Raw genomic sequence first — 22871 nt, forward strand, 5'->3', positions numbered from 1 at the left:
GTCCTGCAAGAAGCGTTACGAGCCGCAGGGTCGGGTCACCCAAGGCGGTGCGGTCCCGTATTTTAGGTAACGTCCTTGAACGTGCGCAGTGCGGAAAACCCCGCCCGCTCGGGTGGCGGCGTTCGTGGTATTACGTGCGCGCGCTTGCACGCGCCGCTTCATGCAGACGGGCAATGACCTCCAGCACCTCGGGACGCTTCTCGCGCTTGGCCGTCACGATGTGGTACTTCAACGGACACTCGACTTCGATGTCCGACAGACGCTTGAGACGGCTGCGAGCGATCCAGGCATCGGCCAGTGGCGCACGCGCCATCGCGATGCCCAGCCCGGCCTCGGCCGCCGCGAGCACGACGGTGTAATCCTCGAAGCGCCGGTCACGCGCGCGCGGGCGCAGCGAAACGCCTTGCGCGCCACACCACGCGCGCCAACCTGTGAGGTCGGAGTCGTGCAGCAGCGGCATCGCCAGCATGTCGGCCGTGCTCGCGCCTTCAAGACGTTGCGCCATCTCCAGCGACGCGATCGGGTACAGCGTCTCACCCATCAGCGGTTCGGAATCGACATTTGCCCACCCCCCACGTCCATAGCGCAGCGCGATGTCGACCTCCCCCGCGCCCACGTCGGCGGTGCGATGCTCGGTGGCGACGTGAATGTTGAGGAACGGCGGCCCGTCTTCGAGCGAGCGCAGCCGTTCGAGCAGCCAGAGTTTGGCAAAGGACGGCACCACGCTCAGACGCACGGCCGGCGCCTTGCGCGCCTGATGCCACTGGTCGGCCGCGGCGTCGATCACGTCGAACGCATGCTCGATACGCCCGAGAAATCGCTGGCCGTCGCACGTCAGGCTGACACCCCGGCCGTGCCGATCGAACAGCGCGCATCCGAGCCAGTTTTCGACGGCGCCGACCCGGCGGCTGATTGCGCCATGCGTGAGACCGCTCGCCTCGGCCGCCGCCGTGAACGAGCCGTGACGCGCGACGAGGCAGACAGTCTCCAGATTGGCCAGCGGCGGGCGGGCGCGGTGAGAAGTATTCATAGGACGGGGGGCGAAAGTCTACACGCGGGGAGAGGCCGCAAGGTGTGAATCCAGATCACAGCTCACTGGCGAATTGTGCAGTAGCTTATCACCGCACGCGTGCGGCAAGATTATCGCTTGCGGGCCGCTGCGCCAACATCGCACGCCGTTACGGCATGCGTCGCCGTCGCCCGCGTTTCCCTTCACAGGAGTTCATCGTGTCAGTCGCCGCCCCCGCCTCGTTCACACTCTATGTGGACGCTCAGTTCACGAGCCCCTACGCACTGTCGGTCTTCGTCACGCTGCGCGAGAAAGGTCTGCCGTTCGATCTGCGCACCGTCGACCTCGGGCTGGGCGCGCACTACGAAACCAGCTTCGCGGATATGTCGCTCACGCGTCGCGTCCCGACGCTTGTGCATGGCGACTTCACGCTGTCCGAATCATCGGCCATCACCGAATATCTCGAAACGATTTCGCCCGATGTGCCGGTCTATCCGGTGGACGTGCGCGAGCGCGCACGGGCGCGTCAGGTGCAGGCCTGGTTGCGCAGCGATCTGGGGGCCCTGCGAGAGGAGCGCTCAACGGAATTCATCTACTATGGCCCGACGGACAAGCCGCTCACCGACGCGGGCTACGCCGCCGCAAGCAAGCTGATCGCCATTGCCCAGAGCCTGCTGCCCGATGGGCGCATGTCGCTGTTCGACAAGTGGTGTATCGCGGACGTCGATCTCGCGCTGATGCTCAACCGCCTCGTGTACAACGACGACGTGGTGCCGCCAGCACTGGCCGAGTATGCGCGCCGTCAATTCACGCGCCCGGCAGTGCAGGAATGGGTGGCGATGACGCGTCCGCCGCGTCCGGGCGATCGGGTTGACGGCAAGGCCGCCTGAGCGGCAATTCCGATCAGGCCGCCACCATCGCCAGCCGTTGGCGATGAATGCGGATGTGCAGCAGGACCAGCAGACGGTTCGGGCAGTCGTTGCGCAATGCAACGCTGCCACGGCCGCCCGCGCCATGCAGGGTGGCATGACGGGAGCTCAGCGCCGCCTGATACGCCGCCGCCGCGAGAGAGCGTGCGGCGAGCATCAACAGCAGCAGCGAAGCGGCCATCGCGATCCGGAAATCGGCCGAGGTGAAGATTCGCTCGGGCACGTCGAAGATCAGCATGGCGATCACGACACAGGCATCGATGCCAGCGGCGCCCAACGAGGCCACCAGCAAATAAGCCCGCAACATCCGAATCGTTGACGATTTCATTTGTCTCCTCTCCCTTGGCTTTCCCCGGGCCGAAACGCCGCCAGCCTTAGATCACCCGCCCAAAGCGGGCCATCGGCAACGCTGCGTCGCGCCCGACATCATCCGCTTCTGATCATAATTGTCGAGCACCTTCGGCTTGGCATGCGGAAACGCTTTTTTACATACGCTTACCCTCGCGCAGCCGGGCTTGTGGCAAGGCTGCGCCGCGTTGACTTTCTCGCGAAATCGCGCACTTTTCTTGCAAAAACAGGCCAAATTCCGATGTTTTTTGGCGCAATTTCGGCGCAAAGCCCGGTAAGACGGCTTGCGCGGTGAATTCAGTCGACAGGCAGGGGCCGAAAGGAGGAAAATATCGCCACCTTGCCGTTTACGTTAACGGCACTGACGACTAAAGCCCCCTCTGCCGAGACATTGAAGAAACATGAGCGCCGATAATCAATTGCGTTTTGTCGTGGAGCCGCACGCCAACCCCACCCCCGCCGACCAGATCGCCGCCAAGCTGGCGAACCCGGTGTTCGGCCGCGTATTCACGGACCACATGGTCACGATCCGCTGGACCGAGGGTACCGGCTGGCATGACGCGAAGGTAGAGGCCCGCCGTCCGTTCGAAATCGATCCGGCGTGCGCCGTCCTGCACTACGCACAGGAAATCTTCGAAGGCATGAAGGCCTACCGCGGCGAAGACGGCAAGATTTCGCTGTTCCGCCCGCAAGCTAACGCCAAGCGCTTCCGCGAGTCCGCCCAGCGCATGTCGATGGCCGAATTGCCGGAAGCCGTGTTCCTCGAAGCCGTGGAAAAGCTGGTCGACATCGACCGCGCATGGATCCCGGGCACGGAGGGCAGCAGTCTCTACATCCGTCCGTTCATGTTCGCCTCGGAGAGCTTCCTGGGCGTGCGTGCGGCGCATGAGTACATCTTCTGCGTGATCGCCTGCCCGGTCGGCCCGTACTTCAAGCCGGGCAAATCGGCTGTGACCGTGTGGGTGTCGGACCAATACACGCGTGCTGCGCCGGGCGGCACGGGCGCCGCCAAGTGCGGCGGCAACTACGCCGCGAGCCTGATCGCCCAGACCGAAGCCAGCGGCAAGGGCTGCGATCAGGTCGTGTTCCTCGACGCCGCGCAACATCGCTGGATCGAAGAACTGGGCGGCATGAACGTCTTCTTCGTGATGGACGACGGCTCGCTCCAGACGCCGCCGCTTTCCGGCACGATCCTGCCGGGCATCACGCGCGCATCGATCATCGAACTGGCGAAGCGCGAAGGCCTGAGCGTCAACGAAACGCCTTACGAGTTTGCCCAGTGGCAAGCCGACGCAGCCAGCGGCCGTGTGAAGGAAACGTTCGCGTGCGGCACGGCAGCGGTCGTCACGGCCATCGGTCAGGTGCGTCACGCCAAGGGCGAATTCAATATCGGCGACGGCGGCGAAGGCCCGGTCACGAAACGCATCCGCGATCAACTCACGGGCATTCAACGTGGCAAGGTCGCGGACCCGTTCGGCTGGGTGCACCACGTCGCGTAATCGCGCGTTGATATCCCGAGTATTTCGACATAACAAGCTGTGAAGCTGCGCGTCGCCCGAGACAGCGACGCGGGAAATCATTGGCGGCGCGTCACGACATCAGGAGAGTCGGGCGCGCCGTCTTGTCGTATTTGACTTACAGATCATGAAACACGATACGGGCGCTGTATCCAGCGCCATTGCGGCAACCGACACAATCGGCGTCCCGCACTCCGTGCTCGAAGACATCTATGCGATGGTCATCGGCATGGCATTTGTGGTGGTCGGTCTGGTGCTGCTCAAGGCTGCCGGGTTGGTCACCGGCGGCGTGGCCGGCATTGCGCTGCTCGCCTCCTATGTCTTTCCCCTGCCGGTGGGCACCATCTTCACGTTGGTGAACATTCCGTTCTTCCTGTTCGCGTACTTCACGATGGGCCCGCGCTTCGCGCTCAAGTCCACCGTCGCGAGCTTCGGCATCACGTTCGCCCTCGCGGCCATGCCGCAGACGTTCAACGTCGCCTTCGTCAATCCGCTGTTTGCCGCGTTCGTTGGCGGCACGCTGTGCGGCATGGGCATTCTCGCGCTCGCCCGGCATGGCGCCGGCGTGGGTGGCACGGGCATCCTCACCCTGTGGCTGCAACGCGAGCGCGGCATCAACGCCGGAATCTCGCAGGTGGGTATCGATGCAACGATTCTGCTCGTCTCGCTCACCACGATTCCGGCAGGACGCGTCGCCTGGTCCGCACTGTCTGCCGTGGCCATGAGCGCCATGGTCGTTGCGTGGCACCGGCCGGGACGTTACACCGGGCGTTAAGCTGCGCCGGCGTCACCTTCCTCGCCCTCCCGTCACTGCCGTCATTCCCGTCCTTTTGGACGGTACGCACTCGCCTGATTCAGCAGCCACTCGCGGAATACGCTCAGTGGCTGCCCGTGCGTGAGTTCCGTCGGGTAGACGAGGTAGTAGGCCGACCCGGCCACGCTCTTCACGTCGAACGGGATCGTCACGCCAAGGCTCGCCAACTGCCCTTCGACGAAGAACTTCGGCACCAGCGCGATGCCCAGCCCCGCCGCAGCGCCGGCGATCAGCATGGTGTGGAGTTCGTAGCGCACGCCTTGCAGCGTCCGGTTGTCCTCGATGCGTTGCTCCGCAAACCATTGGGTCCAGGCGCTCGGACGCGTCGTCGAGTGCAGCAGCGGATACGCGAGCAAATCCGCCGCGCTACGCACCGGCCCCTTCAATAGCGACGGCCGGCACACCGGCACCACTTCCTCGCCGAACAGATAGTCCGATGACGTGCCCGGCCATGTTGGCTGCCCGAAGTGAATGGCCGCTTCGAAGTGCGTCTCGTCGAACGTAAAGAGGTCGGTGTGCACGCCCATGTTCACGCGAACGTCCGGGTGCCGCTCGTCGAAGTCTTTCATTCTCGGAATCAACCACTCGGAAGCGAACGTTGGCAACACCGCCAGCTCCAGATAGCCGCCACCGCTGCCGTGGGCCATGATCGCCAGCGTGTCGCGATCGAGTTGCTCCAGCGTACGACGCACCTGTGTGCCGTACAGGCGTCCGGCGCGCGTGAGCACCACCCGCTGTTTGGCGCGAACGAACAGACGCACGCCAAGCTGCGTCTCCAGCGTGGCGATCTGGCGCGAGACGGCACTTTCCGTCAGAAACAGCTCGCGCGCCGCGTGCGTAAAGCTCTCGTGCCGGGCGGCCGCCTCGAAGGCCAGCAGCGCCGCCGTGCCGGGGGTCTTGAATTTGCGCATGTTGATTCCTAAAACGCATCAAGTGGCAATTTTATCTCGCTTTACGGGCGTGGCTTCCGTTCCAATAATGCTGTCACTGCAAGAAGGTATGGAGTGATGTGCTCGATGCCTTGACCTGACACCCTGCGGCGCCGCCCCGAGACGGCGTCCACCCTGCGAGACAATCCGATGCGCAATGCCAATGTGCAGTCGTTGCTGGTTTCCCTGGTCGGGGAAGCCCGAACCAACGCACTCTTTGCCACGCTCAATTCGCCGTCGTTTCTGGCCGATTGCGAGCCGGGCCGCGTGACCCGTGCCGAACTGGCGCAGGCGATGAACATGGCCCTGTTCGAAGGACTGCTCGAGCGCTCGTCGAACGGCCGCACCTATACCGAGGAGACGATTGCCGCGGGTGGCAGTGTCTACTTTGACCACGGCGCGCTGCGCACCGTGCGCTGGGCGCAGAACGGCGCGCTACCGCCGGGCGAAGCCGCCTTCACGCGCATTCTGCGTCCGCTGGGTTTCCGTCTGAACGGCCGCTATCCGCTCGACCGACTGGGCATGACCGGCCGTGCCTATGCGCATGAAGATGCTCCCGAAGAGATTTCTCAGTTCTTCGTGAGCGAGCTGCATCCGGAACGTTTCTCCGAGACGTTCCAGCAAGCCGTGTCGCGTGTCGTCGGCACATCGAAAGATCCGCTCACGCCTGCGGCCGTCGGTCAGCTCTGGGAACTGGAGCGCGACGGCACCCTGCCGCTCGAGAGCGCACAGGCCCTGCTGCCGGTGATCGTCGGTGCGTTTGCCCGTCAGCATGACGTGCCGAGCGAAGCCGATTACGAACTGTTGCTGGCCGAATCTGCCGAAATGGCGTGGATCGCGACCGAAGGCAATGCGTTCAACCATGCGACCGACCGCGTCGAAGACGTGTTCGCCCTGTCCGACGCGGAGAAGGCCAAGGGCCGCCCGATGAAGCCCGAAGTCGAGCGCTCGCGCTCCGGCCGCGTGTTCCAGACGGCCTATCGCGCCGACACCGTGCGTCGCGAGTTTCGTGGCAAGGACGGCGAGATCGTCACGCGCGACGTGCCGGGTTCGTTCTACGAATTCATCACGCGTCATCGCGAGTACGACACCGCCAAGCGCTGCTGGAAGATCGATCTGCGGTTCGACGCCGGCAACGCACAAGGTATTTTCAAGATGACGGCCAACGCCAAGTAACCGGGCCAAACGAGGCCGGGCGGCCTTCGGCGCACAATACGTCTCGTGTGCCTGTGACGCCTCCTCACCCGCCGACGCCGGCGCACGGCAACGGCGGCCAACACTGAATTCCATAGGGGTATCCAACGTGAACGCGACTTCCATCCTGAACGAACTGGGCATTGCCAAACTGGCCGAAGCCGGCGACATCGCCGTGCATTCGCCTATCGATGGCGCATTGATCGGCCGTGTGGCCAGCGCGTCGGTCGCCGACGCGCAAGCCGCGCTGGCGCGCGCGCACACCGCATTCACCGCGTGGCGCAATGTCCCCGCACCGCGTCGCGGCGAACTGGTGCGCCTGCTGGGCGAAAAGCTGCGCGAGCGCAAACAGGCGCTGGGCGCGCTCGTCACGCTCGAAGCCGGCAAGATCCTGCAGGAAGGTCTGGGCGAAGTGCAGGAAATGATCGACATCTGCGACTTCGCCGTCGGGCTGTCGCGTCAACTGTACGGCCTGACCATCGCGTCGGAGCGTCCGGGGCACCGCATGGCCGAGACGTGGCACCCGCTGGGCGTGTGCACCGTCATCTCCGCTTTCAACTTCCCGGTGGCCGTGTGGTCGTGGAACGCAGCGCTCGCGCTCGTGTGCGGCAACGCCGTCGTGTGGAAGCCGTCGGAGAAGACCCCGCTGACCGCGCTGGCCGTCAACAAGCTGATGGAAGAAGTCATTGCCGAATTCGGTGATGCCCCGGAAGGCCTGACCGCCCTCATCATCGGGGGTCGCGACGTGGGCGAAGCACTCGTTGCCGATCCGCGCTCGGCCATCGTGAGCGCCACGGGCAGCACGGAAATGGGCCGCAAGGTCGGCGTGGAAGTCGCGCGCCGTTTTGGCCGTTCGATCCTGGAACTGGGCGGCAACAACGCCGGCATCGTGACCGCCAGCGCCGACATGGAACTGGCCCCGCGCGGCATTCTGTTCTCGGCCGTGGGCACGGCCGGTCAGCGTTGCACCACGCTGCGCCGCCTGTTCGTGCATGAAAGCGTGTACGACAAGACCGTCGACCGTCTGAAAACGTTGTACGGCAAGGTCTCCATCGGCAACCCGCTCGAGCGCGGCACCCTCATGGGCCCGCTGATCGACGAAGGTGCGTTCAAACGTATGCAGAACGCCCTCGATCAGGCACGCGCACAAGGCGGCAAGGTGACGGGCGGCGAGCGTTACACGGTGGCCGGCGCAGAGAACGGTTTCTACGTGAAGCCGGCTATCGTAGAAATGCCGTCGCAGACGGAAATCGTGCTGACCGAGACGTTCGCCCCGATTCTGTACGTGCTCAAGTACAGCGACTTCTCCGAAGCGATCGACGGCAACAACGCCGCGTCGCATGGCCTGTCGTCGTGCGTGTTCACGACCGACCTGCGCGAAGCCGAGCGCTTCACGTCGTCGGCCGGTAGCGACTGCGGTATCGCCAACGTCAACATCGGCCCGAGCGGTGCGGAAATCGGCGGCGCATTCGGCGGTGAGAAGGAAACTGGCGGCGGCCGCGAGTCGGGCTCCGACGCGTGGAAGGGCTACATGCGCCGCGCCACCAACACCGTCAACTACTCTTCCGCCCTGCCGCTCGCGCAAGGCATCGACTTCTCGATCGAGTGAAGTCCCGCTGGCGGTCCCTCCGGCGTCGCGCACATTCCGATGCGCCACACCCCGGGGACTGCCGCAACGTCTGTCAGCGCCGGACGCATTCTGCCATCCGGCGCCTTCTCCCCAAGTCGCCGAATTCCGTCACGCTTTTTGCAGCGAGGCTCCCATGTACGCATTCACTTCGCCGTTCGCCAACCCGGCAGGTTCGCCGATTCGCGAACTGTTCAAATACCTCTCCGAACCGGGCATGATCTCGTTCGCCGGCGGATATCCGGCCAGCGATCTGTTCGATGTCGAGGGTCTCGCCGCAGCGCAGACCCGCGCCTTCGCACAACCGGCGCGCTGCCTGCAATACGGACCCACCGACGGTCTGGCCGAACTCAAGGCTCAGCTCATCGCATTGATGGCATCGCGCGGCGCACCATGCGCCGCCGAAGACCTGGTGGTGACGACCGGTTCGCAGCAAGGACTCGACCTGCTGTTGCGCGTGATGGTCGCCCCGGGCGATGTCGTCGTGACCGAACAGCCAGCGTATCCGGCAACGTTGCAGGCACTGCGACTGCAACAGGCGAAGATTGTGACCGTGCCCGTCGATGCCGATGGTCTGGATGTCGAACATCTGAGCGCACTGCTGCGTGAGGGCAAGATCGCCGTGCCGAAGCTGTTGTACACCGTGCCGACGTTTGCCAATCCGACCGGTGCCACGCTTTCGCGCGAGCGTCGTATTGCCCTGCTGAAGCTGGCGGCGGCGTATCGGTTCGTGATCGTGGAAGACGATCCGTACGGCGACTTGCGATTCGCAGGCGAGGCAGTGCCGACACTGCTCGGCCTGTCGGCCGAGGTGCCGGGATCGCGCGACTGGGTGGTGCACTTCTCGAGTCTGTCGAAGATCGTCGCGCCCGGGTTGCGTGTGGGCTGGACGGTCGCGCCGCCGGAAATCGCGCGTCGATGCGTGGTCGCCAAGCAGACCGTCGATCTATGCAGCGTGCCTTGGACGCAAGCCGTGGCAGCCGAGTATCTCGCGGATGGCGCGTTGACTCGGCATCTGCCGAAGATCACCGAGGCCTATCGTCTCAAGTGCGACGCGATGTGCGGCGCCTTACGCGAGAAGCTGGGCGACACCATTCAGTTCCACGCCCCGCAGGGCGGCATGTTCGTGTGGGCGCGTCTCGCGGCAGTGAAAACGAGCGAGTTACTGCCGCACGCGATTGCCGAGAAGGTGCTGTTCGTGCCGGGAACGGCGTTCTTTGCCGAGCATGCCGATGAGGCGTCACTGCGGTTGTCGTTCGCAGCACCGGCGGTGACGGTCATCGAAGAAGGCGTGGCGCGACTGGCTCGCGCGATGGACGCGACCGGCAGGAAGGTGGGATAAGTCGAACCAGGCAGACCCCAGCAGGATAAGCACTCGAGGGTCCGGTAATCACCGGGCACACGCAGTGCCGATGCAATGGATGCCATGAAGCGGGCCTCGCTGGCCGCCCCCGCAAGGAGGGTCAGCGAGGCCCTTGGTGTCTGCGCTCAGAGCTTCACGCAAACGTTGCGCAATTCAGTGTAGAACTCGAGCGAGTGAACGCCACCTTCGCGACCGATACCCGATTGCTTGGCGCCACCGAACGCCGTGCGCAGATCGCGCAGGAACCACGCATTGATCCAGCAGACGCCGACTTCGAGCGCGGCACCCATGCGATGGGCGCGACCGACATCCGACGTCCAGACGGTCGCGGCAAGACCGTAAGGCGTGGCGTTGGCCATCGCGATGACTTCTTCTTCCGTATCGAACGGTGCGATATGGCAGCACGGCCCGAAGATTTCTTCGCGGATGACCGAGGCTGTCTCCGGCAAGCCGGTCCAGATGGTCGGCTGCACCCAGGCGCCGTCCTTCATCGGCGCCGGCATATCCGGCACGCCGCCGCCGGTGACGACCGTCGCCCCTTCCTCTCGCGCCTTGGCGTAATACGACAGCACCTTCTCGCGATGCACCTGCGAGACGAGCGGGCCGAAGTTGGTGCCTTGTGCGTACGGATCGCCCAGCTTCAGCGACTCGGCACGCTCCTTGAGTGCAGCCACGAAGCGCTCGAAGATCGGACGCTGCACATATACGCGCTCTGTGCCCAGACACACCTGACCGCTATTGTCGAAGCTCGAACGCGTAATGCCCGCGACAGCCTTGTCGAAATCCGCATCGGCGAACACGATGCCGGGATTCTTGCCGCCCAGCTCGAACGACACGGGACGCACGCCATTCGCGGCCGCCTTCATGATCGCTTCGCCAGTGCGCGTCTCGCCAGTGAAAGTGATGCCGTTCACCCCCGGATGCTCGGTCAGAAACGCGCCCGCAGACTCAGGCCCGAAGCCATGCACCACGTTATAGACACCCGGCGGCACGCCGACTTCGTTCATCACCTCGCCCAGCAGCGTGGCCGTGGCGGGCGTCTCTTCCGAAGGCTTCACCACCACCGTGTTGCCGAACGCGAGCGCCGGGCCGACCTTCCACGTCATCAGCAACAGCGGCAGATTCCACGGGCACACCACCGCAATCACGCCGCGCGGCGTGCGCACACCATAGTTGAGCGCGTTGCCGCCATCGGGCGTCGTCATTGCGAACGACTCCGTCGGCACGTTCTTGATCATGTCCGCGAACACCTTGAAGTTCGCGGCGCCGCGCGGAATGTCCAGGTGGCTCGCCAGACCGTGCGGCTTGCCCGTGTCGGCAATCTCTGCGGCCAGGAAGTCGTCGAAGCGACGGTTGATGCCATCGGCCACGGCGTGCAGCAACGCCACGCGCTGTGCGACCGTCATCTTGCCCCACGGGCCTTGCAGCGCGGCGCGGGCGGCACGTACGGCAGCGTCCACCTCGGCGCGGCCGGCTTCGTGCACGTGGCCGATCAGGCTGTTGTCGACCGGGTTGCGGTTCTCGAAGGTGCGGGGGCTGGACACCCACTCACCGTTGATGAAGTTCTGGAAATCCTTCATGTCTGTCTCGTTCTGTCGGTTGCTTCGGGATGAGGCTGCCATGCCGGGGCGCGTGCAGCGTCACTCGGCATCCCCCATGTTCCGGGGGGCAGCGGCATGGAGCACACGATAAATCCGCTCCTACGTTCTCGTCAACATTTTCTCGAGAATTTATGTTTATCTCGATTTTTAGTCAATTTTGCGAAAATCGTGGCGAAGCTGCTTATAATCTCGGCACGTCCACCGATCCCTAGCGCGCATGCATAGCCCGACCCCGTCTTCTGCTCAGACTGCCGACACCACGCTGGCGCAAAGCGCGTACATGCGCCTGCGCAGCGATATCGTCGAGGGACGGCTCGCGCCGGGCGAAAAGCTGCGCGTCGAGCATCTGAAGGATCGTTACGAGGTCGGAGCGGGAACGCTGCGTGAGGCGCTGGCGCTGTTGGTGGCCGACGCGCTCGTCGTTCAGCACGGTCATCGGGGATTTCGGGTGACGCCCATCTCGCTGGCTGACTTCATCGACATTACCGAGACGCGCGTGCAGTTGGAGACCGAGGCGCTGCGTCAGTCTGTTGCGCTGGGGGATGACACCTGGGAAGCCGATCTCACGAGCGCGTTTCACCTGCTCTCGCTCGCCGAAGAACGGCTGGGGGACGGGCAGCGCGGCGATGGCAGCCAGTTCGCCCAGTGGGAGGCGCGCAACCGGGCGTTTCATGAAGTCCTGATCCGGGCATGCCCGTCGCGTTGGCTGCACCACTTTCTGGCGATTCTGTACCGTCAGTCAGAGCGCTACCGGCGCTTGTCGATCACGCATCAGCCGGTGCCGCGCGACGTCCACGAAGAACACCAGGCCATCTTCGACGCCTGTCTTGCCCGCGATGCCGGCAAGGCGTCGGCCCTGCTCGCGACGCATATCCGCAAGACACTGGAAGCCGTGCGCGAGCTGCCCGACGCGGTGGTCAACGCCGGGACTGTGCCACTCGCGGCGGTGCGCTGAGCGGCGGGCGCCCCGCCCCCCTCCTCAACGGGGCAGACTGTCGCGCACGATCTGCGCGAAGTAGCGCGCGCCGAGCGGCAGAATCGCGTCGTTGAAGTCGTAGCAGGCGTTGTGTAACGGGATGGCGCCGGGTTCGTCGCCGCTGCCATTGCCAATGAACGCGAAGTTGCCCGGCACGTGCTGCAGGAAAACGCCGAAGTCTTCAGACGCCATCACTGGCGCCACCTCCGCATCGACCATCGCTTCGCCGGCCACCGCCTGTGCAGCGCGAACCGCGAGCGCTGTGTTCTCCGCGCGATTCACCGTCGGCGCAAATTCATAGGTGTACTCGAATTCGCAATGCGCGCCGTGCATCGCGCATAGGCCCATGCAGATGTCGCGCATACGTGTCTCGAGCAATTGCTGGACGTCCTCCGTGTAGCTGCGCGTGTCGCCCTTGATCACGACGTTCGTCGGAATGGCGTTGCGAATCCCGTCCGTGACGAATTCCGTACACGACACCACCGCCGACAGACCAGGGTCGACATTGCGCGACACCACCGTCTGGAGCGCCACGACGATTTGCGCGCCGATCACCAACGGATCGATCCCCATGTGGGGACGCGCCGCATGCGTGCCCTTGCCGCGAATACGAATGACGAAGTTATCTTCGCTCGCCATGATGCCGCCGGAGCGCGTTGCAATGCGTCCCGCCGGAATGCCCGGCATGTTGTGGACGCCATAAATCGCGTCGATGGGGAAGCGCTCGAGCAATCCGTCGGCAATCATCGCCTTCGCGCCGCGGCCGTGTTCCTCGGCTGGCTGGAAGATGAAGCGCGCCGTGCCGTTGAAGTCGCGCGACTCGGCCAGCAGCTTCGCGGCACCGAGCGCCATCGACATATGACCGTCATGCCCGCAGGCGTGCATCTTGCCCGGCACTTGCGACGCGTGGTCGCGTCCCGGCGCCTGCTCGGCAATCATCAGCGCGTCCATGTCGGCCCGAATGCCGATAGCGCCGCCGCCATTCCCCACGCGCAGGTTCGCGACAATCCCTGTGCCGCCGATGCCGCGATGCACGTCCAGCCCGAGACTCTCGAGAATCGTCGCGACCGTCTGCGACGTGCCGACCTCCTCGAAACCGGTCTCCGGTTGCCGGTGAAACGCGTGCCGCCATCCCGTGAGCGCCTTGGCGAAATAGATGTCCTGCGTCATGCGAAGCTCCTTTGCATGCTGTGTCCGAAAATGAGATCAGCGCGCCAGCCACACCTGTTGGCGCTGCGCCACCGACACCGCCGGTTCGCCGACGAGTTCGGTGTACACGCGAGGGGCTGTCGCCCCCTCGGTGCTGACGAGCAGCACGCGCGACTCTCCCGTCAAGCCAATCGCCGATGCCATCGCAGGCGTTGCTGCGGCTTGCAGCAGCCCCGCCAGACCGGCCGCCCCCGACTCGCCAGCCACGAATGGCACATCGTTTTCGCTCCCGCGGGCCAGCCGCTGCATCGCCTCGACGGCCTGAGCATCGGTAACAGTCATGAACGCGTCAACCGACGGCTGCAGGAATCGCCAGGCAAGAGGCGATGTCTCGCCGCACGCCAGCCCGGCCATCACCGAATCGACCGATCCCGATGCCGACGCTGCCCGGCCCGCGAGCGCGCTTTGGTACAGACAATCGGCCTGCGCCGGCTCCACGACAACGAACGCCGGCCTGCGCTCGCCCCAGCGCTCCCAGAGATAGCTCGCGACCCCCGCTACCAGTCCACCCACGCCCCCTTGCAAAAAGACGTGTGTCACGGGACAGGTATCGCCGTTGCGGGCATCTTCGCCGCTCAACGTCTCGTCGACTTCGGCTGCGATCGTCGCATAGCCTTGCATCACGTCACGCGGAATGATTTCGTAGCCGTGATACGACGTATCCGAAACCACGTGCCAGCCACGACGCGCAGCGAGCGCCGCCGCCTCTTCCACCGAGGCGTCGTAGTGACCCGCGATGCGCACGATCTCGGCGTCGCAGGCCGCAATCGCCTGCTCGCGCTCTTCGCTCACATGCGCATGCAACACGATCACGCAACGGCAGCCGATGCTCTGCGCCGCAGCGGCCAGCGCGCGGCCGTGATTGCCGTCCGTCGCGCTGATCACCGTGAAGCCGTCGAGCGCGTCGCGATGTTCTCCGTTCAGCAATGTCTGTGCCGTGAAGCCGTGGCCTTCGAACTTGCGCAGCAGCAGACGCACGAGTGCGATCGGTGCGCCGAGCGCCTTGAAACTTCCGAGCGAGGAACGCAGCGCTTCATCTTTCACGAGCACGCTGCGGACGCCCAGCGACGCGGCCAGATCGGGCAACGTGCGTAACGGTGTACTGCCGGGCGTCAGTCCGTTCCAGTGCGCGAGCCAATCGCGGCTCTCCTGCGCACGCGCGATGCTCATGATGGTCTGAAGATCTGCCGGGTACGGCGCGCGCACGGCATGAGGATTGGCATACAACATTGGGGGGCTCCGGTATTGCGTTCTCAGGGGGCTGGCTTACTGATTCACGCCAAGTCGCTGTGCAACGACGTCGAGCAGCACCTCGGCACCCCGCACCAGTTGGTCGTCGTCGGTATGCTCTCGCGGGTTGTGGCTGACACCGCCACGGCTCGGTACAAAGATCATCGCCGCCGGGGCGATGCGCGCGATCATCTGGGCATCGTGGCCCGCGCCCGACGTCATTCGCTTGTAAGCAAGACCGCGCCGCTTGACGCTCGCCTCGATGACGTCGGTCAGCTCGGCGTTGAAAACCACGGGCGAGAAGCGCGCGAAGCGTTCGGTTGAAATGCGCACGCCCTCTTCCTCCGCGATCTTCGCGAGGAACGCGCAGAGCCGCGCTTCACTCGATGCCAGACGCTGCTCGTCCGGGTCGCGCATGTCGACCGTGAACACGGCCTTGCGCGGAATCACATTGATCACGCCCGGCTCGACCTGAAACGTGCCGACCGTCGCCAGTGTGGTGCCCGATTCGATCGCGATGCGGCGCAACTCGGCGACCGTAGCCGCAGCGACATAGCCGGCATCGTGACGCAGGCGCGTTGGCGTGGTGCCCGCATGATTGGCATTGCCCTGCACGGTGATCTGCTGCCATGAGATTCCCTGCAAATTCTCCACGACACCGATCTCGAGCCCTTCCGCCTCGAGAATCGGCCCCTGCTCGATGTGCAGTTCGAGGTACTCATGCGGCACAAGCGTGCCCGGCGTCATCTCCCCCGCGTAGCCGATGCGCACGAGTTCATCGCCCAGGCGCGCGCCGTCGGTGCCAATGGCATCGAGCGCGTCATCGAGCGGCAAGCCACCGGCGTGCACGAGCGATCCCATCATGTCCGGGTGAAAGCGTGCGCCCTCTTCATTGGTGAACGCCGCCACGGTTATCGGGCGCGACGGCACGATGCCCGCGTCACGAAACGCCCGGACGACGGCCAGACCGCCCAGCACACCGTAGCAGCCGTCGAGCGCACCGGCATTGACGACGGTGTCGATGTGCGAGCCCATCATGAGCGGGCGCGGCGTCTCGCCAGAGGCGTCTTTCTGCGCTGGCGGGAGCGTGCCGAAAATGTTGCCGATGCGATCGATCTGCACGTCGAGATCGAGTTCGCGCATCCAGGCGACCACCTGATCGCGGCCGGCCTTCTCGGCATCGGTGAGGGCGACGCGGGTGCGCCCCCCCGCAACGGGATCGGCACCGATCTCACCTAGTTCGCGTAGTTGCTGCAGCAGCACCGGGCCGTTCAGGTGCAGGACTGGGGAGGCTTTCGTTTCGGACATGAGTCAGTCGTTTTGGCGGGGATGTCTGGGCAAACGCCGGCGGCGGCCGACTTCGCGGGATGCCGCTAGCGGAGTATCATCGGACAGCCTGAATATTATTCCGGCGAACGCGTAGGTTTAACGCGTTTTGAGCGTTCGAACCGAATTTTTATTGCGCATCATGAGCCTCGATAGTTACGACCTCGCCCTGCTCGCGGCGATTCAGCAAGACGCGACGACGCCCCAGCATGCGCTCGGCGCACAGGTCAATTTGTCGTCCGCCGCGGTGAACCGGCGACTGAAGAAGCTCGCCGACGAGGGGGTAACGCGCAAGACCGTCTCGCTGATCGACCCGGCGAGCGTCGGCTACCCGCTCACGATCATCACCGAGGTCGAAGTCGAGAACGAACGGCTCGACCTGCTTGACGCCATGAGGCGCAGTTTTCTGGCGTGTCCGCAGGTGCAGCAGTGCTACTACGTCGCGGGGGAATGCGACTTCGTCGTCATCATGGTCGTGCAGAACATGGCCCAGTACACCGAACTCACGCGTGCCCTCTTCTTCGAGAGCAACAACGTCAAGCGCTTCAAGACACTTGTCTCGATGAGCAACGTGAAGGTCGGGCTGGAAGTGCCGCTGGACGCCGCCCCGGACTGACACCAGCGACGGCGCGGGCGGAGTTTAAGGTTGATGCGCCGGCGCAATGCCGGATCTGGGAACCCATGACCTGGCGGGTCATCCTCGGGCGCCGGGAGATATTTCGTCGCGCAACAGGTCGAGGTACGCGCGCATGGTTGCGATACGTTGCTCGCCGATACGCTGGGCTCGGGCAGTCAACAGACCGTCGGTCAGACGAAGCAGCTTGGTTTCGAAATGGTCGAGCGCGAAGCGGCGGTCGTCGAGGCTGCGGTTTTTTGCGAACGGATCGAGCGGATCGTAGAGACGCGAGCCGGTACGGCCGGCGACATAGAACGTCCGCGCAATGCCGATGGCGCCGATGGCGTCGAGGCGGTCAGCATCGCGCAGCACGCAGGCCTCACGCGTCAGAGGTGCGATACCTGCCGAAAAGCTATGCGCTTCGATGACATGTGCCGTGGCATCGATCCGCGCGGCAGCCCATCCAAGCGTGCGCAAAATACCACTCGCTTTCTCGGCCGAGAGACGTGATGCCTGAGCGCGGCGCGGGTCCGATTTTTCGACCGGGACACAATCGTGCATCAATGTCGCCACGGCCAGCATCTCCAGATCGACGGAAGACTCATCAGCGGCAATCTCCGTCACCAGTTTCCAGACACGAATCAGATGCGACACGTCGTGCGAACCGTCTTCACGAGTGTCGTTGCCCTGGGGCTCAGGCGCCATTGCCGACGCACCCAGCGTGTCGAGCACGGCGACGATGACCTCGCCGCAGGGGAAGAAGGCTTGCGCCAGCAACGTAGTTGATGAAGTCATGACAATCCGATTTCCAGTGCGTCTGTTGGGTCTTTCGCGATCCATTCACCCCACAGCGACGCAGGCCAGCGACGGAGGCGGTCGACGCGATTCTACGCGGGGTCGCTTGCCGTCCGTTGGGTCTTTGTGCCGCCATTATTGGCGGCAGGCGAGCGTTTCTCGCTCCTAGGCGGCTTCAGCGCGGCTTTGCAAGCGTGATGTGACTATTCCGACTCACAGGAAGACGGCTTCGCTGCCGTAAACGGCAAACCCCGTCTACGCAGCAACGTACACGGGGTTTGGATGACATCGGCTGCGAGGAATGCTCGCAGCGTTTGGCTGGGGCTTCAGAACGGAATATCGTCGTCCATGTCGTCGAAGCCGCCACCCGACTGCTTGGCCGGGGCTTGCTGACGGCCACCGCCGCCACCGCCACCACCGCCGCGCGAATAGCCGCCACCGCCGCCACCGCCTTCGTCACCGCCGCCGCGCGAATAGCCACCGCCGCCGCCACCACCGCCGCCTTCGCCGCCACGGCCACCCAGCATTTGCATCTGGTCAGCCACGATTTCCGTGCTGTAACGGTCCGTGCCGTCCTGCGCCTGGTACTTGCGCGTGCGGATACGGCCTTCGATATACACCGACGAGCCCTTCTTCAGGTACTCGTTCACAATCTCGGCGAGACGGCCGAAGAACGACACGCGGTGCCATTCCGTCATCTCCTTGAACTCGCCAGATTGCTTGTCTTTGTAACGGTCGGTCGTCGCCAGACGAATGTTCGCGACCGCATCGCCGCTCGGCAAATAGCGGACTTCGGGGTCGGCGCCAAGGTTACCGACCAGGATCACTTTGTTGACTGATGCCATAAAACTTTCTCCGGTATTGCTGAAATCCGATCAGGATTGACGAGGCGCTGGCGTCCTCATCGGTGCGGCGATTATAAGCCACACGAAAGCTCCGGCTGCGCATGTAAGGAATATTGCGTTTTGACCGTAGTGGGTCATCAGAAAACCCCCTAGTGCCCCGCCGCAGAACAATCCGAGTGCCTGCGTGGTGTTATAGACACCGACGGCCGCGCCCTTGCGCTGCCCGGGCGCCAGCTTCGAGACCAGCGACGGCTGCGACGCTTCGAGCACGTTGAAGCCCAGGAAGTACACGAACAGCACCACCGCGATCACGGCCACCGTCGGCGGCAAGCCGCCCAGCGCCGCCTGCGCTATCGCCACCAGCGCAATCGCCGAGAGCAGCACGATCTTCATCTTCCCGCGCTTCTCGGCCGCAATGATCGCCGGCACCATCGCCACAAACGACAGGCCCATCACCGGCAGATAGACCTCCCAGTGCTGCGCCACCGGCAGGCCCGCCGCCACCAACATGCGCGGCATTGCCACGAAAAGCGCCGTCTGCGTAGCGTGCAACACGAATACCCCGAAATTCAGACGCAGCAGTTCCGGGTTGTGCAACACCTCCGAAAACGGCGCCGGACCGGCCTTGGGATGCGCAGGCGGTGTCGGCACGACCCACAACACCACGAAAATCGCCAGCACCGCCAGAATACCGATCGCCGAAAACAGACCGCTCATGCCAAGCCAGTGGTACAGGAACGGCGCACACACGATCGCCACCGCGAACGACACGCCAATGCTGCCGCCGATCATCGCCATCGCTTTCGTGCGGTTTTCGTCGCTCGTCAGGTCGGCCACACAGGCCATGACCGCCGACGAAATCGCCCCGGCGCCCTGTATCGCCCGGCCAACGATGATCCACGTCAGATCATGCGCCAGCGCCGCCACCAACGAACCGATCGCGAATACGACCAGACCGAAGATGATGACCGGCTTGCGACCCAGCCGGTCCGATGCCCAGCCATACGGGATGTAAAGCAGCGACTGGGTAAGACCGTAGATGCCGATCGCCAGTCCAACGAGAAAGGTGTTGTTGCCGCCCGGAATCGTCTGAGCGAACACAGAGAACACCGGCATGATCAGGAACAGGCCAAGCATGCGCAGCGCAAAAATCCCCGCGAGCGACGCACTCGCGCGCACTTCTAACGGGGTCATGCGGCCGCCTCGGCCGCGTGTCGTGGCAGGGGAAGCGGAAGTCACGGAATCAGTCGACATTACGTCCTGAGAGATGGAAAAAGCGCGTGCGGCCTCGGAATCTTCTGATGATTGCCGCCCGGCCCGCTGCACGCCCGCCACTCGGCAGGCGTGTCAATGGCAGTCGGACGGCGCTCGGGCGCCAGCCTCTGGAAATCGGGCGGTTCGTCCCCATTTTTGCCTCGTGCCGGTGTGCCGCCCCGGAGCAGCCCTGTCAGCGGGTTCAGCCCCGGCAATCAAACTTAGGTATATTAGCAGGTTTAGCCGCCCGGATTTCCCCCCCAGCGGCCCGCCCGACCGCTCCCGCCGCCAGTCGCGCCGACGCCGGCCAACGCCGCGCCGGTACGGTCCGACGTCCCGGGAAACTCGGACTCTTGGGGGCCGGAACCCGCCCCGCGACAATTCGCCGCGCGGATTCCTCGGCGACGACCCGGAACCGTCAATGGAAACCATTCGTATTCGTGGGGCTCGCACCCACAACCTCAAGAACGTCAATCTCGACTTGCCGCGTCACCAGCTTGTGGTGATCACCGGCCTGTCCGGCTCCGGCAAATCGTCGCTCGCCTTCGATACGCTCTACGCGGAAGGTCAGCGGCGCTACGTCGAGAGCCTGTCGGCGTACGCCCGTCAGTTCCTGCAACTGATGGAGAAGCCCGACGTCGATCTGATCGAAGGTCTCTCGCCTGCGATTTCCATCGAACAGAAGGCAACGTCGCATAACCCGCGTTCGACGGTCGGCACGGTCACGGAAATCCACGATTACCTGCGTCTGCTCTATGCGCGCGTCGGTACCCCCTACTGCCCCGACCACGGGTTGCCGCTCGAATCGCAGAGCGTCTCGCAGATGGTCGACGCCGTACTCGCACTGCCGGAAGACACCAAGCTCATGATCCTCGCGCCGATCGTCGTCGATCGCAAAGGGGAACACGCCGATCTCTTCGAGACAATGCAGGCTCAGGGCTTCGTGCGTTTTCGCATCCGCTCCGGCGGCGGCGCCGCCAACGAGGGCAAGGCGCGTGTCTATGACATCGACGCCCTGCCCAAGCTCAAAAAGACGGAAAAACACTCGGTCGACGTGGTGATCGACCGCGTGAAGGTGCGCGCCGATCTCAAGCAACGTCTGGCGGAATCGTTCGAGACAGCGCTGCGTCTGGCCGATGGCCGCGCCATTGCGCTGGAGATGGATACCGAGAAGGAACACGTCTTCAGCTCGAAGTTCGCTTGCCCGGTATGCTCGTATTCGTTGCAGGAACTCGAGCCGCGCCTGTTCTCGTTCAACAATCCGATGGGCGCATGCCCGACGTGCGACGGCCTGGGCCAGATGACGTTCTTCGATCCGAAGCGTGTGGTCGCCTTCCCGGCGCTCTCGCTCGCCTCGGGCGCGATCAAGGGCTGGGATCGTCGCAACCAGTTTTACTTCCAGATGCTGCAAAGCCTCGCGGCGTTCTACGACTTCGACGTCGACACGGCCTTCGAGGAACTGCCGGAAGCCACGCAGAAGATCGTGCTGTACGGCTCCGGCGAGCAGACCATTCCCTTCACCTACGTGAACGAGAAGGGTCGCACGTCGGTGCGCGAGCATGCGTTCGAAGGCATCATTCCGAATCTGGAGCGGCGTTATCGCGAAACCGATTCCGTCGCGGTCCGCGAAGAACTCGCCAAGTATCAGAATAACCGCGCCTGCCCCGATTGCGAGGGCAGCCGTCTGCGCCGCGAAGCGCGTTTCGTGAAGGTCGGAGAGGGTTCGCAGGCGCGTGCGATCTACGAGATCGGCAACTTGCCGCTCCGCGAAACGCTCGGCTACTTCCATGAACTGGTGCTGCACGGCGCCAAGCGCGAGATCGCCGACAAGATCGTGAAGGAAATCGTCGCGCGCCTCACGTTCCTGAACAACGTCGGTCTCGACTATCTCTCGCTGGAACGCAGCGCCGATACGCTCTCGGGCGGCGAAGCGCAGCGCATCCGCCTGGCGTCGCAAATCGGCTCGGGCCTCACTGGCGTGATGTACGTGCTCGACGAGCCGTCCATCGGGCTGCATCAGCGCGACAACGACCGTCTGATCGGCACCCTCAAGCATCTGCGCGATCTCGGCAATTCGGTGATCGTGGTCGAGCATGACGAGGACATGATTCTCGCGAGCGACTACGTCGTCGACATGGGTCTCGGCGCCGGCATTCATGGCGGGACGGTGATTGCACAGGGCAGCCCCGAGCAGATCGAGCAAGCGCCGGAGTCACTGACCGGGCAGTACCTGTCGGGGGCGCGACGCATCGAAGTGCCGACCGAGCGTCATGCACCGCGAGAGGAGCGTCTGCGCATTTTCGACGCGACGGGCAACAACCTCAAGAACGTCAATCTGGATCTGCCGGTCGGCTTGCTGACCTGCGTGACGGGCGTGTCCGGCTCGGGCAAGTCGACGCTGATCAACGACACGCTCTACCACGCCATCGCGCGCCATCTCTATGGGTCGTCGGCCGAGCCGGCGCCGTATGAACAGATCGAAGGGCTGGAACATTTCGACAAGGTCATCAATGTCGACCAGTCCCCCATCGGACGCACGCCGCGCTCGAATCCGGCCACGTACACAGGCGTGTTCACGCCAATCCGCGAACTCTTTGCCGGGGTGCCTGCCGCTAAGGAACGCGGCTACGACCCTGGTCGTTTCTCGTTCAACGTGAAGGGCGGACGCTGCGAAGCCTGTCAGGGCGACGGGGTCATCAAGGTCGAAATGCACTTCCTGCCGGACGTGTACGTGCCTTGCGATGTCTGCCACGGCAAGCGTTACAACCGCGAAACGCTCGAAGTGCAGTACAAGGGCCGCAACATCTCGGAGGTGCTCGACATGACGGTCGAGCAGGCGCACGAGTTCTTCAAGCCCGTGCCGGTCGTGGCGCGCAAGCTCAGAACACTGCTCGACGTGGGTCTGGGCTATATCCGTCTCGGTCAGTCGGCCACCACGCTCTCGGGCGGCGAGGCGCAACGCGTGAAGCTCTCGCTCGAACTTTCCAAGCGCGATACGGGCCGAACGCTGTATATCCTTGATGAACCGACGACCGGGCTGCACTTCCACGACATCGAGCTGCTGCTCACGGTGATTCACCGCCTGCGCGATCAGGGCAATACTGTCGTCATCATCGAACACAATCTGGACGTGATCAAAACGGCGGATTGGGTGATCGATCTCGGGCCGGAGGGCGGCGCCGGCGGCGGACAGATCATTGCACAGGGCACGCCCGAACAAGTGGCGGCGAACAAGGCCAGTTTCACGGGCAAGTACCTCGCCCCGCTGCTCAAGCGCGAGAAGTAAGCC

19 protein-coding genes are annotated in these 22871 nt (G+C 64.1%); 9 read left to right on the forward strand and 10 right to left on the reverse strand.

Going from position 1 to position 22871, the window contains the following annotated elements:
- Positions 1-130 precede the first annotated feature (130 nt).
- The gene (locus PBR20603_RS01095) at positions 131-1030 is read right to left on the reverse strand and encodes a LysR substrate-binding domain-containing protein (protein ID WP_150557711.1); all 900 of its coding nucleotides are present in this window, start codon (positions 1028-1030) and stop codon (positions 131-133) included.
- 197 nt (positions 1031-1227) lie between these two features.
- Between PBR20603_RS01095 and yfcF the strand changes: the two genes are divergently transcribed.
- Complete coding sequence (gene yfcF / locus PBR20603_RS01100) at positions 1228-1899, forward strand: glutathione transferase (protein ID WP_246174315.1); 672 nt, start codon at positions 1228-1230, stop codon at positions 1897-1899.
- Between the two features lie 13 nt (positions 1900-1912).
- Here yfcF and PBR20603_RS01105 read toward each other — a convergent pair whose 3' ends face one another.
- A complete protein-coding gene (locus PBR20603_RS01105; protein ID WP_150557713.1) occupies positions 1913-2266 on the reverse strand; it encodes a hypothetical protein in 354 nt (117 codons plus the stop codon).
- A gap of 421 nt (positions 2267-2687) precedes the next feature.
- Here PBR20603_RS01105 and PBR20603_RS01110 point away from each other — a divergent pair, with 421 nt between their 5' ends.
- Both PBR20603_RS01110 and PBR20603_RS01115 read left to right on the forward strand, forming a co-directional pair.
- Positions 2688-3785 carry a branched-chain amino acid aminotransferase gene (locus PBR20603_RS01110; protein WP_150557714.1) on the forward strand — a complete coding sequence of 366 codons (1098 nt, stop codon included), beginning with the start codon at positions 2688-2690 and terminating at the stop codon, positions 3783-3785.
- A 145-nt stretch (positions 3786-3930) separates the two neighbouring features.
- Positions 3931-4578 (forward strand): YitT family protein, encoded by a 648-nt coding sequence (locus tag PBR20603_RS01115; protein WP_150557715.1) that lies wholly within the window; start codon positions 3931-3933, stop codon positions 4576-4578.
- Between the two features lie 41 nt (positions 4579-4619).
- Here the strand turns inward: PBR20603_RS01115 and PBR20603_RS01120 are convergent, their stop codons facing one another.
- On the reverse strand, positions 4620-5528 hold the full coding sequence (locus PBR20603_RS01120; RefSeq protein ID WP_150557716.1) for a LysR substrate-binding domain-containing protein: 909 nt from the start codon (positions 5526-5528) through the stop codon (positions 4620-4622).
- Positions 5529-5696: 168 nt separating this feature from the next.
- Here PBR20603_RS01120 and PBR20603_RS01125 point away from each other — a divergent pair, with 168 nt between their 5' ends.
- From PBR20603_RS01125 to PBR20603_RS01135, 3 genes are all read left to right on the forward strand, one after another.
- Complete coding sequence (locus PBR20603_RS01125) at positions 5697-6722, forward strand: DUF1338 domain-containing protein (protein WP_150557717.1); 1026 nt, start codon at positions 5697-5699, stop codon at positions 6720-6722.
- A gap of 127 nt (positions 6723-6849) precedes the next feature.
- Positions 6850-8349, forward strand: a complete 1500-nt coding sequence (gene amaB, locus PBR20603_RS01130) for an L-piperidine-6-carboxylate dehydrogenase (protein WP_150557718.1) — start codon at positions 6850-6852, stop codon at positions 8347-8349.
- Positions 8350-8503: 154 nt separating this feature from the next.
- Positions 8504-9709: an aminotransferase-like domain-containing protein gene (locus PBR20603_RS01135; RefSeq protein WP_150557719.1), complete on the forward strand. Its 1206-nt coding sequence runs from the start codon at positions 8504-8506 to the stop codon at positions 9707-9709.
- Positions 9710-9855: 146 nt separating this feature from the next.
- Here the strand turns inward: PBR20603_RS01135 and PBR20603_RS01140 are convergent, their stop codons facing one another.
- Entirely contained in the window at positions 9856-11310 is a 1455-nt protein-coding gene (locus PBR20603_RS01140; protein WP_150557720.1) for a 2-hydroxymuconic semialdehyde dehydrogenase, read from the reverse strand.
- A gap of 238 nt (positions 11311-11548) precedes the next feature.
- Here PBR20603_RS01140 and PBR20603_RS01145 point away from each other — a divergent pair, with 238 nt between their 5' ends.
- Positions 11549-12286 (forward strand): GntR family transcriptional regulator, encoded by a 738-nt coding sequence (locus PBR20603_RS01145; RefSeq protein ID WP_150557721.1) that lies wholly within the window; start codon positions 11549-11551, stop codon positions 12284-12286.
- Positions 12287-12310: 24 nt separating this feature from the next.
- Here the strand turns inward: PBR20603_RS01145 and PBR20603_RS01150 are convergent, their stop codons facing one another.
- From PBR20603_RS01150 to PBR20603_RS01160, 3 genes are read right to left on the reverse strand one after another with little or no spacing between them, the layout of a single operon-like run.
- A complete protein-coding gene (locus PBR20603_RS01150; protein WP_150557722.1) occupies positions 12311-13477 on the reverse strand; it encodes a M20 aminoacylase family protein in 1167 nt (388 codons plus the stop codon).
- Positions 13478-13513: 36 nt separating this feature from the next.
- On the reverse strand, positions 13514-14746 hold the full coding sequence (locus tag PBR20603_RS01155) for a diaminopropionate ammonia-lyase (RefSeq protein WP_150557723.1): 1233 nt from the start codon (positions 14744-14746) through the stop codon (positions 13514-13516).
- A gap of 36 nt (positions 14747-14782) precedes the next feature.
- Positions 14783-16054, reverse strand: a complete 1272-nt coding sequence (locus PBR20603_RS01160; protein ID WP_150557724.1) for a Zn-dependent hydrolase — start codon at positions 16052-16054, stop codon at positions 14783-14785.
- A 160-nt stretch (positions 16055-16214) separates the two neighbouring features.
- Between PBR20603_RS01160 and PBR20603_RS01165 the strand changes: the two genes are divergently transcribed.
- The gene (locus PBR20603_RS01165) at positions 16215-16688 is read left to right on the forward strand and encodes an Lrp/AsnC family transcriptional regulator (protein ID WP_150557725.1); all 474 of its coding nucleotides are present in this window, start codon (positions 16215-16217) and stop codon (positions 16686-16688) included.
- A gap of 78 nt (positions 16689-16766) precedes the next feature.
- Here PBR20603_RS01165 and PBR20603_RS01170 read toward each other — a convergent pair whose 3' ends face one another.
- From PBR20603_RS01170 to PBR20603_RS01180, 3 genes are all read right to left on the reverse strand, one after another.
- A complete protein-coding gene (locus tag PBR20603_RS01170; RefSeq protein ID WP_217425935.1) occupies positions 16767-17483 on the reverse strand; it encodes an HD domain-containing protein in 717 nt (238 codons plus the stop codon).
- 326 nt (positions 17484-17809) lie between these two features.
- Positions 17810-18328: a single-stranded DNA-binding protein gene (locus PBR20603_RS01175; protein ID WP_150557726.1), complete on the reverse strand. Its 519-nt coding sequence runs from the start codon at positions 18326-18328 to the stop codon at positions 17810-17812.
- Positions 18329-18358: 30 nt separating this feature from the next.
- Entirely contained in the window at positions 18359-19582 is a 1224-nt protein-coding gene (locus PBR20603_RS01180) for an MFS transporter (RefSeq protein ID WP_425495777.1), read from the reverse strand.
- Positions 19583-20003: 421 nt separating this feature from the next.
- On the opposite strand from PBR20603_RS01180, the gene uvrA reads away from it, so the two are divergent.
- Positions 20004-22868 (forward strand): excinuclease ABC subunit UvrA, encoded by a 2865-nt coding sequence (gene uvrA, locus PBR20603_RS01185; RefSeq protein WP_150557728.1) that lies wholly within the window; start codon positions 20004-20006, stop codon positions 22866-22868.
- Positions 22869-22871: the final 3 nt, after the last annotated feature.

Origin of the sequence: Pandoraea bronchicola, assembly GCF_902459805.1 — a bacterium.
GTDB lineage: Bacteria > Pseudomonadota > Gammaproteobacteria > Burkholderiales > Burkholderiaceae > Pandoraea > Pandoraea bronchicola.